The 16905-nt window shown below is 66.3% G+C and carries 11 protein-coding genes and 2 pseudogenes; 10 read left to right on the top strand and 3 right to left on the bottom strand.

Features of this window, described 5'->3' with window-relative positions:
• A pseudogene (locus tag RBT54_RS18475) lies at window positions 1-148 on the bottom strand (benzoate 1,2-dioxygenase large subunit); the annotation flags it as partial.
• 451 nt (window positions 149-599) lie between these two features.
• Here RBT54_RS18475 and RBT54_RS16500 point away from each other — a divergent pair.
• From RBT54_RS16500 to RBT54_RS16485, 4 genes are all read left to right on the top strand, one after another.
• Complete coding sequence (locus RBT54_RS16500) at window positions 600-2060, top strand: 2-hydroxymuconic semialdehyde dehydrogenase (RefSeq protein WP_320368138.1); 1461 nt, start codon at window positions 600-602, stop codon at window positions 2058-2060.
• A 104-nt stretch (window positions 2061-2164) separates the two neighbouring features.
• Window positions 2165-2947: a 2-oxopent-4-enoate hydratase gene (gene dmpE / locus RBT54_RS16495; RefSeq protein ID WP_320368137.1), complete on the top strand. Its 783-nt coding sequence runs from the start codon at window positions 2165-2167 to the stop codon at window positions 2945-2947.
• A 14-nt stretch (window positions 2948-2961) separates the two neighbouring features.
• Window positions 2962-3756: a 2-oxo-3-hexenedioate decarboxylase gene (gene dmpH / locus RBT54_RS16490; RefSeq protein ID WP_320368136.1), complete on the top strand. Its 795-nt coding sequence runs from the start codon at window positions 2962-2964 to the stop codon at window positions 3754-3756.
• Window positions 3665-7405: an indolepyruvate ferredoxin oxidoreductase family protein gene (locus tag RBT54_RS16485; protein ID WP_320368135.1), complete on the top strand. Its 3741-nt coding sequence runs from the start codon at window positions 3665-3667 to the stop codon at window positions 7403-7405. The genes dmpH and RBT54_RS16485 overlap by 92 nt, the downstream gene beginning before the upstream one ends.
• 118 nt (window positions 7406-7523) lie before the next feature.
• Here RBT54_RS16485 and RBT54_RS16480 read toward each other — a convergent pair whose 3' ends face one another.
• A complete protein-coding gene (locus RBT54_RS16480; RefSeq protein WP_320368134.1) occupies window positions 7524-8183 on the bottom strand; it encodes a GntR family transcriptional regulator in 660 nt (219 codons plus the stop codon).
• 256 nt (window positions 8184-8439) lie between these two features.
• Here RBT54_RS16480 and RBT54_RS16475 point away from each other — a divergent pair, with 256 nt between their 5' ends.
• A complete protein-coding gene (locus tag RBT54_RS16475; RefSeq protein ID WP_320368133.1) occupies window positions 8440-9579 on the top strand; it encodes an ABC transporter substrate-binding protein in 1140 nt (379 codons plus the stop codon).
• A 35-nt stretch (window positions 9580-9614) separates the two neighbouring features.
• Entirely contained in the window at window positions 9615-11360 is a 1746-nt protein-coding gene (locus RBT54_RS16470) for an FAD-dependent monooxygenase (protein WP_320368132.1), read from the top strand.
• A gap of 107 nt (window positions 11361-11467) precedes the next feature.
• Here the strand turns inward: RBT54_RS16470 and RBT54_RS16465 are convergent, their stop codons facing one another.
• Window positions 11468-12271: a DNA-binding transcriptional regulator gene (locus RBT54_RS16465; protein WP_320368131.1), complete on the bottom strand. Its 804-nt coding sequence runs from the start codon at window positions 12269-12271 to the stop codon at window positions 11468-11470.
• Window positions 12272-12471: 200 nt separating this feature from the next.
• On the opposite strand from RBT54_RS16465, the gene RBT54_RS16460 reads away from it, so the two are divergent.
• From RBT54_RS16460 to RBT54_RS16445, 4 genes and pseudogenes are all read left to right on the top strand, one after another.
• Window positions 12472-14196 (top strand): bifunctional 3-(3-hydroxy-phenyl)propionate/3-hydroxycinnamic acid hydroxylase, encoded by a 1725-nt coding sequence (locus RBT54_RS16460; RefSeq protein WP_320368130.1) that lies wholly within the window; start codon window positions 12472-12474, stop codon window positions 14194-14196.
• Window positions 14196-15143 carry a 3-carboxyethylcatechol 2,3-dioxygenase gene (locus RBT54_RS16455; RefSeq protein WP_320368129.1) on the top strand — a complete coding sequence of 316 codons (948 nt, stop codon included), beginning with the start codon at window positions 14196-14198 and terminating at the stop codon, window positions 15141-15143. Before RBT54_RS16460 ends, RBT54_RS16455 begins: the two co-directional genes overlap by 1 nt.
• Window positions 15144-15218: 75 nt before the next feature.
• Window positions 15219-16388: an ABC transporter substrate-binding protein gene (locus tag RBT54_RS16450; RefSeq protein ID WP_320368128.1), complete on the top strand. Its 1170-nt coding sequence runs from the start codon at window positions 15219-15221 to the stop codon at window positions 16386-16388.
• A gap of 151 nt (window positions 16389-16539) precedes the next feature.
• Window positions 16540-16905 (top strand): annotated as a pseudogene (locus tag RBT54_RS16445) (branched-chain amino acid ABC transporter permease); the annotation flags it as partial.

Here is a 16905-nt window from a genome sequence, read left to right as displayed (position 1 = left end):
CCAGGTAGATCCAGTTGCCTTCGAAGATGTGCTTCATCTCGAGGTCGAACAGCTCCTTGTTCGTGAACATCTCGCGCTTGCAGCGGAACAAGCCCTTTTCCTTGTCTTTCTGGATCAGGGTGTCCAGGTATTCAAGATCGATAGTCATGGCGGGGTTCTTCATCGTCGGTGGATGGGAGGTCGTCAGGTTATGGTGCGATCAGCACAGTCAATATCCAGTTTCTGCACGATCGATATCCAGTTCGTGCAGCCCCCCTTTCCGGCTCAAAAAACTCGGCTAACCTTGCTCCATGGAGTCGATCGGATGCAATCAAAGGGCATCCCGGCGACGAGAGAGGGATGAATCCGAACGACTTTCATCCGAGCTATTGCAGAGCCGTCGAATCTCTAGTATAAAATCTCGAGATTTACGGATTTCTCAACAAAACATTGTCTGCTGCCCTATGTCGCGGACAAGAATGGGAGGCACAGCCCGATTCCGCGCAATGCCCCCTGGCAGCACACTGCGGTCGAGCCTCGAGGGCGACACCGTAACGGGGACCGCGGCACCCGCACCGCGCGTCCGGCAGTCTCATCCACCACCTGAGGACACATCGAGCATGAAAGAGATCAAGAACTTCATTAACGGCGAGTACGTCACCAACGTCAGCGGCAAGACCTACGAGAACCGCAACCCGGTCGACAACTCGCTGATCGGCATGGTGTACGAGGCCGGCAAGCCGGAAGTCGACGCCGCCGTCGCCGCCGCCAAGGCCGCGCTCAAGGGCCCCTGGGGCAAGCTGTCGGTGGTCGAGCGCTGCAACATGCTCGACGCCGTGGTGGATGAGATCAACCGCCGCTTCGACGACTTCCTGCAGGCCGAAATCGCCGACACCGGCAAGCCGGCCCACCTCGCCTCGCACATCGACATCCCGCGTGGCGCGGCCAACTTCAAGATCTTCACCGACACCATCAAGAACGTGTCGACCGAGTCCTTCGAGATGCGCACGCCCGATGGCAAGACCGCGCGCAGCTACGGCGTGCGCACCCCGCGTGGCGTGATCGCGATCATCTGCCCGTGGAACCTGCCGCTGCTGCTGATGACCTGGAAGGCCGGCCCGGCACTCGCCTGCGGCAACACCGTGGTCGTCAAGCCCTCCGAAGCCACGCCGCTCACCGCCACCCTGCTGGGTGAGGTGATGAACAAGGTCGGCATGCCCAAGGGCGTGTACAACGTGGTCAACGGCTTCGGCGTGGATTCGGCCGGCTCCTTCCTGACCGCCCACCCCGACGTCAACGGCATCACCTTCACCGGCGAAACCAAGACCGGCACCGCCATCATGAAGGCCGGCGCCGACGGCATCCGCCCGGTGTCGCTGGAACTGGGCGGCAAGAACGCCGCCGTCGTGTTCGCCGACTGCGACTTCGACAACACCATCGCCACCCTCACCCGCTCGTGCTTCGAGAACGCCGGCCAGGTGTGCCTGGGCACCGAGCGCGTGTATGTCGAGCGCCCGATCTTCGACAAGGTCGTCGCCGCGATGAAGCACACCGCCGAGACCATGAAGCCCGGCCGCCCCTTCGACGCCGACACCAAGATCGGCCCGCTGGTCAGCAAGATTCACCAGAAGAAGGTGCTCGGCATGTACGCCAAGGCCAAGGAAGAAGGCGCCAACATCGTCTACGGCGGCGGCATCCCCGACATGCCGGAAGACCTGAAGGACGGTTGCTGGGTGCAGCCCACGATCTGGACCGGCCTGCCCGAGACCGCGACCGTGGTCACCGAGGAGATCTTCGGGCCCTGCTGCCACATCCAGCCCTTCGACACCGAAGAGGAAGTGCTGAACATGGTCAACGCCAACCGCTACGGCCTGGCCACCTCGGTGCACACCCAGGACATCAGCCGCGCCATGCGCATGGCCAGCGCGATCGAGGTCGGCCTGTGCTGGATCAACAGCTGGTTCCTGCGCGACCTGCGCACCCCGTTCGGCGGCTCCAAGCAGTCGGGCATCGGCCGTGAGGGCGGGGTGCACTCGCTCGAGTTCTACACCGAACTGCGCAACGTGATGATCAAGTACTGATACCGGACACTCGCAGGGCGGATCGCGCTGCGGGCGCTTGCCCAAGCTCCGATCCGCCCCGCCTCCGGTAACGCCCCAATCGAACACAGCACAGAGAACACGACATGGACCAAAGCAAGATCAATCATTACGGTGACGAGCTGTACACCGCGCTCAAGACCCTGACCCCGGTCGCGCCGCTGACCGACCGCGAGAGCGACATCACCATCGAGGATGCCTACAACATCCAGCTGCGCATGATCCAGCGCCAGATCGACGACGGCCACACCGTGGTCGGCAAGAAGATCGGCGTGACCAGCAAGGTCGTCATGGACATGCTCAAGGTCAACCAGCCCGACTTCGGCCAGCTGCTGTCGAACATGGTCTACAACGAGGGCGAGCCGATCGTCGCCTCGTCGATGATCGCGCCCAAGGCCGAGGCCGAAGTCGCCTTCATCCTCAAGAACGATCTGATGGGCCCGGGCGTGACCGCGGCCGACGTGCTGCGCGCCACCGACTGCGTGGTGCCCTGCTTCGAGATCGTCGATTCGCGCATCAAGGACTGGAAGATCAAGATCCAGGACACCGTGGCCGACAACGCCTCGTGCGGCGTGCTGGTGCTCGGCGGCGTGCGCAAGAGCCCGCGCCAGCTCGACCTCGCGCTCGCCGGCATGGTGCTCGCCAAGAACGGCGACATCATCAGCACCTCCACCGGCGCCGCGGTGCAGGGCTCGCCGGTCAATGCCATCGCCTGGCTGGCCAACACCCTGGGCCGCCTGGGCATCGGCCTCAAGGCCGGCGAGATCATCCTCTCCGGTTCGCAATCCCCGCTCGTCCCGGTCGTCGCCGGCGACAGCCTCACCTGCAACGTCGGCGGCCTCGGTGGCACGTCGGTCCGCTTCATCTGACAAGGAATTCACTCATGGCACTCACCCTCGACCAGGCCACCATCGCCAAGCTCGCCGAGCACCTCGAAAACGCCGAGCTGCAGGCCTTCGATGTCACCAAGATCACCGACGACTACCCCGACATGGACTGGGATGACGCCTACGCCATCCAGGACGAGATCAAGCGCCGCAAGCTCGCCCGCGGCAACAAGGTCGCGGGCCTGAAGGCCGGCCTGACCTCGCGCGCCAAGATGAAGCAGATGGGCGTCGAGACCCCGGTGTTCGGCTTCATCGCCGACTACATGTCGGTGCCGGACGGCGGCGAAGTGAAGTTCGACGAACTCATCCACCCCAAGGTCGAAGCCGAGATCTGCGTCGTCACCAAGGCCCCGCTGCGCGGCCCCGGCTGCCACATCGGCAACGTCATGGCGGCGATCGACTTCGTGCTGCCCGCCGTTGAAGTGATCGACTCGCGCTACCGTGACTTCAAGTTCGACCTCAAGAGCGTGATCGCCGACAACACCTCGTCGGCCCGCTTCGTGATCGGCGGCAACATGCGCGACCTCGGCGAGCTCGACCTGCCGACGCTCGGCGTGGTGCTCGAGATCAACGGCGAAGTCGTGTCGATGGCCGCCGGCGCCGCCGTGCTCGGCAACCCGCTGGTCGCGATCGCGATGATGGCCAACGAGCTCGGCAAGCGCGGCCAGGAAATCCCGGCCGGCACCTTCATCATGACCGGTGGCGTCACCGAGGCGATCCCGGTCAAGAAGGGCGACAACGTCAACGTCCGCTTCCAGGATCTGGGCAACGTTTCGTTCCGCTTCGTCTAAACACAGAGACGCGCTGCAGGGCCGGGCCGGCAGCGCGCCGTCATGCGCGCGCCGGCCCGTTCCATATCGAGCGCACCACGCCAACAGAGGAAAACCGATGTCGTCCAAACAGGATCTGACCAGGCAATTCACGGCGGAAGAGGGGATCATTCATATCGGGGGCATCGAGGCGCTGGTGCGCCTGACGATGGACCAGATCCGCTTCGACCGTCGTCGCGGCCTGAACAACGCCATGTTCATCTCCGGCTACCGCGGCTCGCCCGTGGGCATGCTGGACGCCAATTTCATCAAGCAGCAGAAGCTGCTGATGCAGCACAACATCCAGTTCGTCGATGGTCTGAACGAAGACCTCGCCGCCACCGCGGTCTGGGGCACCCAGATGATGCATACGGTGGGCAACCCGAAGTTCGACGGCGTCGTCGGCACCTGGTACGGCAAGGCGCCGGGCGTGGATCGCTCGGGTGACGTGCTCAAGCACGCCAACTACACCGGCACGCTCAAGAACGGCGGCGTGCTCGCCATCTTCGGCGACGACCCGAGCTGCAAGTCGTCCTCGCTGCCGAGCCAGTCGGAAGCGATGTTTTACCACGTCGGCATTCCCTCGCTGTATCCGGCCGACGTCCAGGACATCCTCGACTTCGGCCTGCACGGCTACTACCTGTCGCGCATCTCCGGCCTGTGGGCGGGTCTCAAGATCGTCACCAACGTCGCCGACGGCAGCGGCAGCGCGATCGTGACCCCCGACCGCATGAAGTTCGTCACCCCGGTGGTCGAGCTCGACGGTCGCCCCTACACCCCCGAGGTCAACCTCGGCATGAACGTGCGCAAGGATGCGCTCGACATGGAGCGCACGCTGTACTACGCGCGCCAGGAGCTCGCCCGCCTGTACGCACGCGAGAACGGCCTCAACAAGGTCACGCTGCCCAACGCCGACGCCTGGCTGGGCATCATCACCGCCGGCAAGACCTATCACGATCTGCGCCAGGCCTTCATGGAAATGGGCCTCGACGACGAGGCGCTGCGTCGCGCCGGCGTGCGCATCCTCAAGATCGGCATGCTCAACCCACTGCAGCCGGACGACATCCGCGACTTCGCGCGCGGCCTGGAAGAGATCCTCGTCATCGAGGAGAAGCGCCCCTTCATCGAGCTCTTCGCCAAGGAAATCCTCTACGGCAGCGCCAACGCGCCGCGCATCGTCGGCAAGCGCGACGAGGAAGGCCGCGACCTGCTGCCCTTCCACGGCGAGTTCGAGTCGGACATCATCGCCCGCGCCCTGCACGCTCGCCTGTCGCGCAAGACCAGACTGGAGTCGGCCGAGGCCTGGATCAAGCGCCTGGACGAGATCCACAGCCGCAACTCGCTGACCACGCTCACGCGTTCGGCCTGGTACTGCTCGGGCTGTCCGCACAACTCCTCGACCAAGGCCCCCGACGGCAGCATCGTGTCGGCCGGCATCGGCTGCCACACCATGGCGATGTGGATGGACCGCGGCGTGGTCATGGGCACCCACATGGGTGCGGAAGGCGCGCAGTGGATCGGCATGCAGCCCTTCACCAACACCAAGCACATCTTCCAGAACATGGGTGACGGCACCTACGCCCACTCCGGCAGCCTGGCGGTGCGCTACTGTGCGGCGACCAACACCAACATCACCTTCAAGATCCTGGTCAACAGCCACACCTCGATGACCGGCGGCCAGGAGATCATGGGCGCCGAACCGGTGCGCGCGATGGTGGCCGAGCTGATCGCCAACGGCGTCAAGCGCGTCATCGTCACCACCGAGGACCTGTCGCGCTACAACGCGGTCAACCTCGACGGCAACACCGAAGTCTGGCACCGCGACCGCCTCATCGAAGCGCAGAAGGTGCTCGCCGAGATCGAAGGCACCACCGTGCTGATCCACGACCAGGAGTGCGCCGCCGAGCTGCGCCGCCAGCGTGGCCGCGGCAAGGCCTGGGAGCCGGCCGCGGTGATGGTGATCAACGAGCGCGTGTGCGAAGGCTGCGGCGACTGCGGCGAGAAGTCGAACTGCATGTCGGTCGAGCCGGTGCAGACCGAGTTCGGCCGCAAGACGCGCATCCACCAGCCGTCCTGCAACAAGGACTACTCGTGCGTGAAGGGCTTCTGCCCGTCCTTCCTGACGATCACGCCCAACCCGGCGCCCGACGCCGCCGAAGGCAAGAGAAAGAAGAAGGGCCGCCTGCCCGCGCTCGATCGCGCGCTGCCGGATCCGGTCTTCAAGGTCGACCCGGACAACTTCGGCGCCCACGTCATGGGCATCGGCGGCACCGGCTCGGTGACCGTGGTGGCGACCATCGCCAACGCCGCGCGCATCGACGGCAAGTGGGCGGTGGGCCTGGACCAGACCGGCCTGGCGCAGAAGGGCGGCACGGTGATCTCGGACATCAAGATCACCGCCACCCAGTTCGACGGCTCGAACAAGATCTCGGACGGCAGCACCGACCTGTATCTGGGCTTCGACATCCTCAACGCCACCGACAACAAGAACCTGGACAAGTGTCATCCGGAGCGCACGATCGCGATCGTGTCCACCGGCCAGGCGCCGACCGGCTACATGGTGTCGGACAAGTCGGTGCAGTTCCCCAACATCGACCGCCTGACCCAGGGCATCGACCGCGTCACCCGTCGCAACGACAACATCTACCTCGACGCGCAGACGCTGGCCGAGGGCCTGTTCGCCGACAGCATGGCGACCAACATGTTCATGGTCGGCGTGGCCTACCAGGCCGGCGCGTTGCCGATCAGCGCAGCGGCCTTCGAGACCGCGATCAAGCAGGCCGGCGTCGGTGTGGACATGAGCCTGCTCGCGTTCAAGTGGGGCCGCATGGCGGTGGTCGACATCGACTACGTCCACGCCGAGATCCACAAGTACGAAGCCAAGGCGCCCAAGCTCCCCGAGCTGACCGCCGAAGCGCGCCAGATCGTGGATTCGGTCGGTGCCACGGGTGAAGTCCGCCGCCTGCTCGAGATCCGCGTGCCCGATCTGATCGGCTACCAGGACGCCGCCTATGCCCGTCGCTACGCGGCCAAGGTGAAGAGCGTCATGGAAGCGGAGAAGCGCGTCACACCGGAAAGCTCGGCGCTGACCGAGGCCGCTGCGCGCTACTTCTACAAGCTGATGGCGTACAAGGACGAGTACGAGGTCGCCCGCCTGCACTCCGACCCGGCCTTCCTGGCCGAGCTGGATGCGCAGTTCCCGCACGGCTACACGGTCGAGTACAACCTCGCCCCGCCGCTGCTCTCCAAGCGCGATCCGGAAACGGGCGAGCCGATCAAGCAGAAGTACGGCCCCTGGGTGCTCAAGGCCTTCCGCCACCTGGCGAAGATGAAGCACCTGCGCGGCGGCAAGTGGGACATCTTCGGCAAGACCGAGGAGCGTCAGCTCGAGCGCCAGGCGATCGAGGACTACGACCGCCTGCTCGACCAGCTGTGCGGCAAGCTGACCCGCGACAACCTGGCGACCGCGGTCAAACTCGCCAGCATGCCCGACGACGTCCGCGGCTACGGCCACGTCAAGGAGCGTCACGTGGCGCTGACCAAGGCGAAACAGGCCCAGTTGCTGGCCGACTTCAACGACCCGCAGGCCGCGAAGGCCCGCGGCGCGGCGCAGGTCGTGCAGTTCGTGTGATCGGCGACGGCCCTCCTGGGGCCGTGTGCTGAAATTCGAGGCCCCGGCACCCGCTTTACTGCGGGCGCCGGGGCTTTTTCCTTCCTGTGCGTTACCTCACGGTTGCGCCGCGGCTGCCTTATCGTGACCGCTGATGGCGTCGGAGGAACCCCGCCACGCTATCCGAGACACTCAGGATATGAGCCCGTGCCGCGACCGCCGCACGCTCAGGATCGCGGGATGCAACGGCGTTGATCACCGCCTGGTGTTCTTCGGCAACGAGGTGCAGGTGCGCGTCGAATCCGCAGGTCTGCACGATGAAGAAGTCCGACAGCTCGAAGTTGGCCTGCTGGCGCGAGCTCACCAGACTGGAGTGCGCCATGTCGTGCAACTGGCGATGAAAAAGGACGTTGATCTGTCGATAGGCCTCGGCGGGCGACGTATCCGGTGCGACCGCAGTGAGCTGCTGGTTGATCTCTGCGAGGCGCGCGAGCTCCTCAGGCGTCGCCCGTCTTGCGGCAAGCCCGGCGATCACGCCCTCGACGGCCGCGAACATGCGGTAGAAATCCTCGATCTCGTCCGCCGTCGGCGCGATCACCTCGCAGCCGACTTGCGCAGTGATGCGCACGAAGCCCCGTTCCTGAAGACTGTTGAGTGCGGTCATGACCGGCTGCTTGCTGACGCCGAGCTCCTCGCTCAAGTCCTTCACCGGGATGCGCTCGCCGAACCGATAGCGTCCGGTGAACAGGCGCTGCAGGAGCTCCCGGAAGATGAAGGCCTTCTTGTGTGCTGTTTCCATGTGCTTGCCTGCTGAGTCTGGTCTGGCATTTCGGTCGCCGAGCCGGCCGTGATCCTAGCATCTGGCGGCACCCGCCTCGCTTGCCGAAGCGTGGACGCGGCGAAACGAGCGCGAGCGGTGCTTGCATTCTCTAACTGGCATGCTAGCATGCCAATGAATCGGAGCACGCAGAAACGCCTTCCTGACCGTCGGCGAACGTCGGCAAGCGCGATCCAGGACCGTTCCGATCCTTATCCATACGAGGAGACATTCCACAATGAAGACCCGATTCAGCACCCCGCTGTGTGCGCTCACGCTCGCCCTGGCCGCCGCCCCTGCCCTGGCCGACATCAACGTCGGCGTCGTCTTTTCCCTCACCGGCCCGGCCGCTTCGCTCGGGATCGAGACGCGCAAGGCGATCGACCTGATGCCGCGCACGCTCGGCGGCGAAAAGATCAACTACATCGTGCTCGATGACGCCACCGACCCGACCAGCGCGGTGAAGAACGCCCGCAAGCTGGCGGTGGAAAACAAGGTGGACGTGCTCTTCGGGCCCAACCTCATCACTTCTGGCGTGGCGATGGCCGATGTGGCGAACGAAGAAAAGGTCGTCCTGCTGTCGCAGGCACCGATCGAGGTATCACCCGAGAAGCTGAAATGGGCCTTCCGCGTCGAGCCGAGCGCGGACATCATGGTCGGTCGCGCGGTCGCCGACATGAAGGCGCGCGGCGTGAAGACGGTCGGTTTCATCGGCTTCTCCGACTCGTGGGGCGAGCTGCTGCTGCGGGCCCTGACCAGGACCACCGAGGAGGCGGGCATCAAGATCGTCGCCACCGAGCGCTATGCGCGCCCGGACACCTCGGTCACCGGCCAGGCGCTCAAGCTGATCGCGGCCAAGCCCGACGCCGTCTTCGTCGGCGCCTCGGGCACGCCGGCTGCGTTGCCGGCCACCACGCTACGCGCTCGCAACTGGACCGGCGACATCTACCAGTCGCACGCGGTGGCCAACAAGGACTTCCTGCGTGTCGGCGGCAAGGCGGTGGAAGGCAACCGCCTGCCGGTCGCGCCGGTGCTGGTGGCCGAGCAACTGCCCGACTCGCACCCGAACAAGCAGGTCGGCGTCGAGCTGGTCAAGGCCATCGAAGCGAAGTTCGGTCCGGATTCGCGCTCGACCTTTGCCGGCGCCTCCTGGGACGGCTGGCTGATGCTCGAAGGTGCCTTCACCTCGGCGCTGAAGAGCGCCAAGCCCGGGACACCCGAGTTCCGCGAAGCGGTGCGTGATGCGCTCGAGAACACGACCAGGCTGGTCGGTGCGAACGGCACCTACACCATGTCGCCGACCGATCACGGCGGTTACGACGCTGCCAGCCCGGTGCTGATCGAAGTCGCCAACGGCACCTGGAAGCTGATCGAGTGAGCGTCGAGATCAACAACGCCGCAGGAAGACAGAACATGGAATCTTTCGATACCGATGTGCTCGTCGTCGGCGCCGGGCCCGCGGGCGCGACGACCGCGCTTGCGCTCGCGACCCATGGCGTGCGCGTGCATGTCGTGTCCCGCTACAACTGGCTGGCCGATACGCCGCGCGCGCACATCACCAACCAGCGCACGATGGAGGTCCTGCGCGACCTCGACATCGAGGACGAGGCCTACCGCTACGCGACCCCGTGGAAGCTGATGGGCGACAGCCTGTTCACCACCAGCCTGGCCGGTGAGGAGCTGATCCGCATCCGCGCCTGGGGCACCGGCGAGGAACGCAAGGGCGACTACCTGCAGGGCAGCCCCTGCGAGCTGCTCGACATCCCGCAGCCGCTGATCGAGCCGGTCCTGTACAAGAACGCCGCCGAGCGCGGCGCAACCTTCGCGTGCAACACCGAGTACCTGTCGCACGTGCAGGACGAGGACGGCGTGACCGTGAGCCTGCGTGACCGCCTGACCGACCGCGAATACACGATGCGTGCGCGCTTCCTGGTCGGCGCCGACGGCGCGAAATCCAAGGTGCTGGACGACCTCGGCCTGCAGGTCGAGGGCCAGATGGTCCGCGCCGGCACGACCTACGCCATCTTCAACGCCGACCTCACGCGCTACGTCGAGCACCGGCCGAGCATCCTGCACTGGATCGTCACCCCCAACGCCGCCTTCGGCGAGATCGGCTTCGGCCTGCTGCGCGCGGTGAAGCCATGGACGCAATGGATCGCGGGCTGGGGCATCGACCTCGCCAAGGGCGAGCCCGACGTCAGCGACGAGTTCGTCCTCAAGCAGATCCGCATCCTGGTCGGCGACCCCGACCTCGACGTGGAGATCGTGCGCACCTCGGTCTGGTACGTAAACCAGGCCTATGCGCCGCAGTACTCGAAGGGGCGCGTGTTCTGCGCCGGCGATGCGGTGCACCGCCACCCGCCCTCGAGCGGCCTGGGCCTCAACACCTGCGTGCAGGATGCGTTCAACCTGGCCTGGAAGCTGGCCTATGTGGTCAAGGGCCATGCCGGACGCGGCCTGCTCGAGACCTACAGCGCCGAGCGCGCCCCGGTCGGCAAGCAGATCGTCAAGCGCGCCAACCAGTCCCGCCTGGACTACGCGCCGATCAAGGCGGTGTTCCGCGTCGAGGGCGCCGACAACCCGGTGGAAGCCGGCATCGCCCGCTTCAAGGATCCCGGCCCCGAGGGCATCAAGGCGCGGGAAGCCGCGCAGGCCGCGCTCGAGCTCAAGAACCGCGAGTTCAACGCCCAGGGTGTCGAGATGAACCAGCGCTATGCCTCCTCGGCCGTCGTTCCGGACGCCGCCGGCGGTGAGGAGGTCTGGAAACGCGACCCGGAGCTGTACCTGCAGGCAACGACACGCCCGGGGGCGAAGATCCCGCACGCCTGGCTGATCGACCGCCGTGGACGCAAGGTGTCGACGCTGGATGTGACCGGCAAGGGCAAGTTCTCCCTCGTCACCGGCATTGCCGGCCAGGCATGGGTACAGGCCGCGCAGGACCTGGACCTCCCCTTCCTGCGCACGGTCGTGACCGGTCGCGAGGGCACGCTCGATGCCTACTGCACCTGGCAGCGGATGCGCGAGATCCATGAGGCTGGCGCACTGCTGGTGCGCCCGGACGGGTACATCGCATGGCGGCAGACCGGGCCCATGTTGGACGCCGAAGAGGCACGCAGGCAACTGGGCGAGGCAATCGCCATGGTGCTCGACCGCAACTGAGCGCCAAAGTCCCCCTTCTCGCAGGCGGATCGTCGAGCCGACTCGACGTCCGCCTCGCGGGATTCCAGGCACACAAGCATCAGATCGGTGCGCGTCGTCAGCACGGCTCAGGCGTCGTCGGCAGTATCGGCGAGCGCCACCTCGAGCTGGCGGGCGGCATCAACGAGCGCCGGCAGATACCGCGCCGCCGCTTCCGCGTGAGAGACCGCGCGCGACAGGTAGATGACGTTGATGCTCGCTATCACCCTGCCCGCCTCGAACACCGGCACCGCAATCGCGCCGATCTTGCGCTCCGCGCTCCAGTCGCCCTCGTTCGAGCTGTAGCCACGGCCACGCGTCTGCTCGAGCAGATTGGCAATGAAGCGATCGTCGTTCGCCAGCACCGCCTGCACCGGGTCCTTCCGCAGCAGCACCAGCAGCGCCTCGCGCTCTTCATCTTCGCAGTAGCAAAAATACGCACGCCCGGCCGCCGTCAGCAGGATCGGCAAGCGTTCGCCGACCATCGCCCGGTTGAAGGACAGGGAGCTGAAGCGATGGGTGGACTCGCGGATCAGCATCGTTCCACCATCGGGCGTGCACAGGTCCGACGGCCAGCGTACCTGGTGCAGCAACTGCGCGAGCACCGGCCCCGATACCGCCGAAATCCGCTCCTCGTGCTTGAACCCCTCCGACAGGGCGCGGACCTTGAGCATGAGCACATAGCGGTCGTCCGACTCGCTGCGCTGCACATAGCCCTCGCCGATCAGGGTCTCGAGCAGGCGCCGCACCGTCGTACGGTGCAGCCCCGTGCCGGCGGCAAGCTGGGCCAGCGAGGCACGGCCCTTCTCGTGGCGATTGAGTACACGCAGCAACTCCAGGCCGCGAGCAAGACTGCGCACGCTCTCGTATTCAGCACCAGAATCCGGTCTCAACGCACAAACCTCCTTTTCAAACAACATTGTGCGCTCTGTGGACGGTCGTGCAAATGCGATTGCCCAGAATCTCGATAAATTTCTAGAATAGTTCCAACTCATCGCGGCATAAAAATCCCTTTGCCCTCCGTCATCCAGTTTGCCTCACCTCTGCGGGGGGACGATCAGGGGCATCCCGCGCTCAACAAGGAGAGTGAAACATGAAGGATCAAACCAGTTTCGATGCCGATGTGATCGTCGTGGGCGCCGGTCCGGTCGGCCTCAGTCTGGCGAGCATGCTTGGCCTGCACGGCGTGCGAACGATCCTGCTCGAGCGCGGGGATGAGCTCATCGACTACCCGCGCGCCGTCGGCATGGACGACGAGTGCCTGCGCACGCTGCAGGGCATCGGCATGGCCGACGCGGTGCTGCCGCACCTGACGCCCTACCACTGGATGCGCTTCGTGACCAAGAGCGGGCGCTGCTTCGCCTCGATCGAGCCGCGCACCGACGAATTCGGCTGGTCGCGCCGCAATGCCTTCAACCAGCCGCTGGTCGATCGCGTGCTGCTCGACGGCCTCAAGCGCTTCGACAACGTCGATGTGCGCATGGGCAGCGACGTGCTGCGCTTCGAGCAGGACAATGAGGGCGTCAGCCTCGACGTCAAGCGCAGCGATGGCACGGTCGACACCCTGCGCACGCGCTGGCTGGTGGGCAGCGACGGTGGCCGCAGCCCGATCCGCACCGCGCTCAACGTCGGCTTCGGCGGCTTCACCGACACCTCCAAGTGGCTGGTGGTGGACGTGCGCAACGACCCGCTCGGCGTCCCCAACATCTACATGCACTGCGACCCCTCGCGCCCCTACGTGTCGGTCGCCCTGCCCGATTCGATCCGCCGCTTCGAGTTCATGATCTTCGAGAACGAGACCGAAGAGGAAATGACCCAGCCGCACAACATGGCGATGCTGATGGCGAAGGTGCTGCCGCCGGGCGTCGATGCGACGACCCTGGACTACATCCGCAAACGCGTCTACACCCATAACGCGCGCATCGCCGAGCGCTGGAAAGTCGGGCGCGTGATGCTCGCCGGCGACGCCGCCCACATCATGCCGGTGTGGCAGGGCCAGGGCTACAACACCGGCATGCGCGACGCCGCCAACCTGGGCTGGAAACTCGCCTACGTGGTCAAGGGCATCGCCTCCGAGAAGCTGCTCGACACCTACCAGCTCGAGCGTCCGCCGCACGCCAAGGCGATGATCGACCTGTCGGTGACCGCCGGCCGCATCTTCTCGCCGCGCAACCCGGCAGTGGTCGCCGCACGCGACTTCGCCACCTGGGCGCTCAACCTCGTGCCGCCGGCCAAGCGCTACTTCACCGAGATGCGCTTCAAGCCCATGCCCAGGTACGAGACCGGCCTGGTGGTGAGCGAAGCCGAGGTCGCCACCGAGCCAGGCTTCAAGCAGCTGCTCTGCCAACTGGCGCGCAAGACCCCGCTCGTCGGTCGCCTGATGCCGGCCAAGCGTGTGGGCAGCAAGTCGCCGGTCGGCAAGTTCTTCATCCAGCCCAAGGTGCGTACCCGCGAAGGCGAGGTCAAGCTGCTCGACGACGTCATGGGCAGCGGCTTCGCGCTGGTGTGCTGGGGCGTGGATCCGAGCTTCTGGCTCAACCAGAAGAGCCGCGACATCCTCGCCGCCCTCGGCGCTCGCATCATCACCGTCAAGCCGGTGGTGCAGATCCATCGCGACCGTGACATCGGGCCGGACGCGATCGTCGTCGGCGACGAGCAGATGCGCCTCAAGGAGTGGTTCGGCACCTACCCCGGCGCGGTGGCGGTGGTCCGCCCCGACCGCTTCGTCGCCGGGCTGGCCTACCCGGTCAAGATCAATGAACTGCTGGCGCAGATCGCCGACAAGATGGGGCTCAACGTGACCAAGGGAGCCGCCTGATGCAAGCGCGCCTGCAGTGCCTGTCGCACACCCCGCTGAAAGGTTATTTCGACCCCGAGGCCGCCATCGTCAAGGAAGTCGCAGCGCTGGTCGGCACGCTGCGGGCCGAGGTCGAGGCCTTCGACCCGGAGGTGATCTACCTGTTCTGGCCCGATCACCTCAACGGCTTCTTCCTCGAGCTGATGCCGCAGTTCTGCATCGGCATGGCGGCCGAGTCGGTGGGTGACTACCAGACCTCGGCCGGGCCGCTGAACGTGCCGCGCGCCCTGGCGGAGGCCTGCGCGCAGGCGGTGGTCGACGCCGGCATCGATCTCGGGTTCTCGTACCGCATGCAGGTCGACCACGGCTGCGCCCAGCCGCTCGAAGAACTCACCGGCGCGCTCGACCGCTACCCGGTGGTGCCGATCTTCATCAACTCGGTGGCGCCGCCGGTGGTGAGCTTCCAGCGCGCCCGCCTGCTCGGCGAGGCCGTCGGCCGCTTCGCCCGCGCGCAGGGCCAGCGCGCGCTGTTCATCGGATCGGGCGGGCTGTCGCACAACCCGCCGGTGCCGCAACTGGCGACCGCGACCGACCCGGAAGTCATCGCCCGCCTGATCAACAACCGCAACCCCTCGCCGGAAGCCCGTGCCGCCCGCCAGGCGCGCACGATCGCCGCGGCCGAAGCCTTCACCGCCGGCACCAGTACCCTGCATCCGCTCAACGCCGAATGGGACCGCAGGCTGATGGAACAGCTCGCCGCGCACGACTGGGCGGTGCTCGACGCCTATCGCAACGCCGACATCACCGCCGACGCCGGCGGCTCGGCGCACGAGGCCAAGACCTGGGTCGCTGCGGTGGCGGCGATGGACGCCGCCTGCAGCGGTGCCTGGCAGGCCGAGGAACGCTACTACCGCGAGATCCCGGAGTGGATCGCCGGATTCGGCGCGCTCAGCGGCCGTTCGCGCTGACCCACGGCATCACCCCCGACGCAGCTTCGCTACACACCGCAACATCCTGACAATCAGAGAGACCAGGAGATGAAAATGACGATTCGCATCAAGGCCCTCCGCATCAAGACTCCCCGCATCAACACCACACTCGCCGCCCTCGCCCTCGCCCTGTCCGCCGGCCACGCGTTGGCCGACATCAACGTCGGCGTCGTGTTCTCGCTTACCGGCCCCGCCGCCTCACTCGGCGCCGAGACCCGCAAGGCGATCGAGTTCATGCCCGCCACCCTCGGTGACGAGAAGATCAACTACATCGTCCTCGACGACGCCACCGACCCGACCAACGCGGTCAAGAACGCCCGCAAGCTGGTCGGCGAGGACAAGGTCGACGCGATCATCGGTCCCAACCTGATCACCAACGGCATGGCGATGGTCGACGTCGCCAATGAAGCCAAGGTGCCGATGCTGTCGATCGCGCCGATCGACCCCGCCGCCGACAAGCGCGCCTGGGCCTTCCGCGTCGAGCCCACTGCCGACATCATGGTCGGCCGCGTGGTCGAGGACCTGAAGGCCAAGGGGGTCAAGACCGTCGGCTTCATCGGCTTCTCGGACTCCTGGGGCGAGCTGCTGCTGAAGGCACTGACCTCGACGACCCAGGCCGCCGGCATCAAGATCGTCGCCACCGAACGCTATGCGCGTACCGACACCTCGGTGACCGGCCAGGCGCTGAAGGTGCTGTCGGCACGCCCGGACGCCGTCTTCGTCGGCGGCTCGGGCACGCCCGCCGCCCTGCCGCAGACCGTACTGCGCGAACGCGGCTACAAGGGCCCGATCTACCAGTCGCACGCGGTCGCCAACAAGGAGTTCCTGCGCCTGGGCGGCAAGAACGTCGAAGGCGCGCGCCTGCCGGTCGCGCCGGTGCTGGTCGCCGAGCAACTGCCCGACGGCCACCCCAACAAGGCCGCCGGCGTGGCCTTCCTGCAGCAGCTCGAAGGCAAGCTCGGCGCCGATTCGCGCTCGACCTTCGCCGGTGCGGCCTACGACGCCGGGCTGCTGCTCGAAAACGCCATGAAGAGCGCGATCAAGACCGCCAAGCCGGGCACCCCGGAGTTCCGCGAGGGCATCCGCAAGGCGCTCGAAAGCACCTCCGGCCTGGTCGGCGTCAATGGTACCTACACCCTGAGCGCCGAGGATCACGGCGGCTACGACCCGAAGGCGGTCGTGCTGATCGAGGTCGCCAACGGCAAGTGGTCGCTCGTCAAGTAAGCAAGCCAACGCATGCGCGCTGCCTGCCCCCGGTGCAGGCGCGCGCATTTCCCATGCACTTCCCCCATGAGACGCCGCAGGCGGCCCCCGGAACGGGTGCCCTTGCGGGGCAGCAGCGTGCTGCGTCCGGGGCGGAGCGAAGGAGGACGAGATGGATTCAAGTGTTGCACTGATCCTGGGCCAGGACGGCATCACCAACGGCGCGATCTACGCGCTCTTGGCGCTGGCGCTGGTGCTGGTGTTCGCGGTCACGCGGGTGATCTTCATCCAGCAGGGCGAGTTCGTCGCCTACGGGGCGTTGACGCTGGCGATGATGCAGTCGGGCGCGTTGCCGGCGACCGTCTGGCTGCTGGTGGCGATGGGCGTGCTGGTGACGGTGTTCGATGGCGGCCGTGCGCTCAAGGCCGGGCAGGGCCGCCGCGCCGCCGCGGTGGCGGGCTGGAACCTGGCGTATCCGCTTGCGCTCGCCGGGCTGCTGTCGGCGCTGCCGGCCAACACCCTGCCGCTGGCGCTGCAG

This window comes from Thauera sp. (assembly GCF_034003485.1).
Lineage (GTDB): Bacteria > Pseudomonadota > Gammaproteobacteria > Burkholderiales > Rhodocyclaceae > Thauera.
Note: the sequence above shows the minus strand (reverse complement) of the source record. Positions and strands in the feature narration are given on the sequence as shown.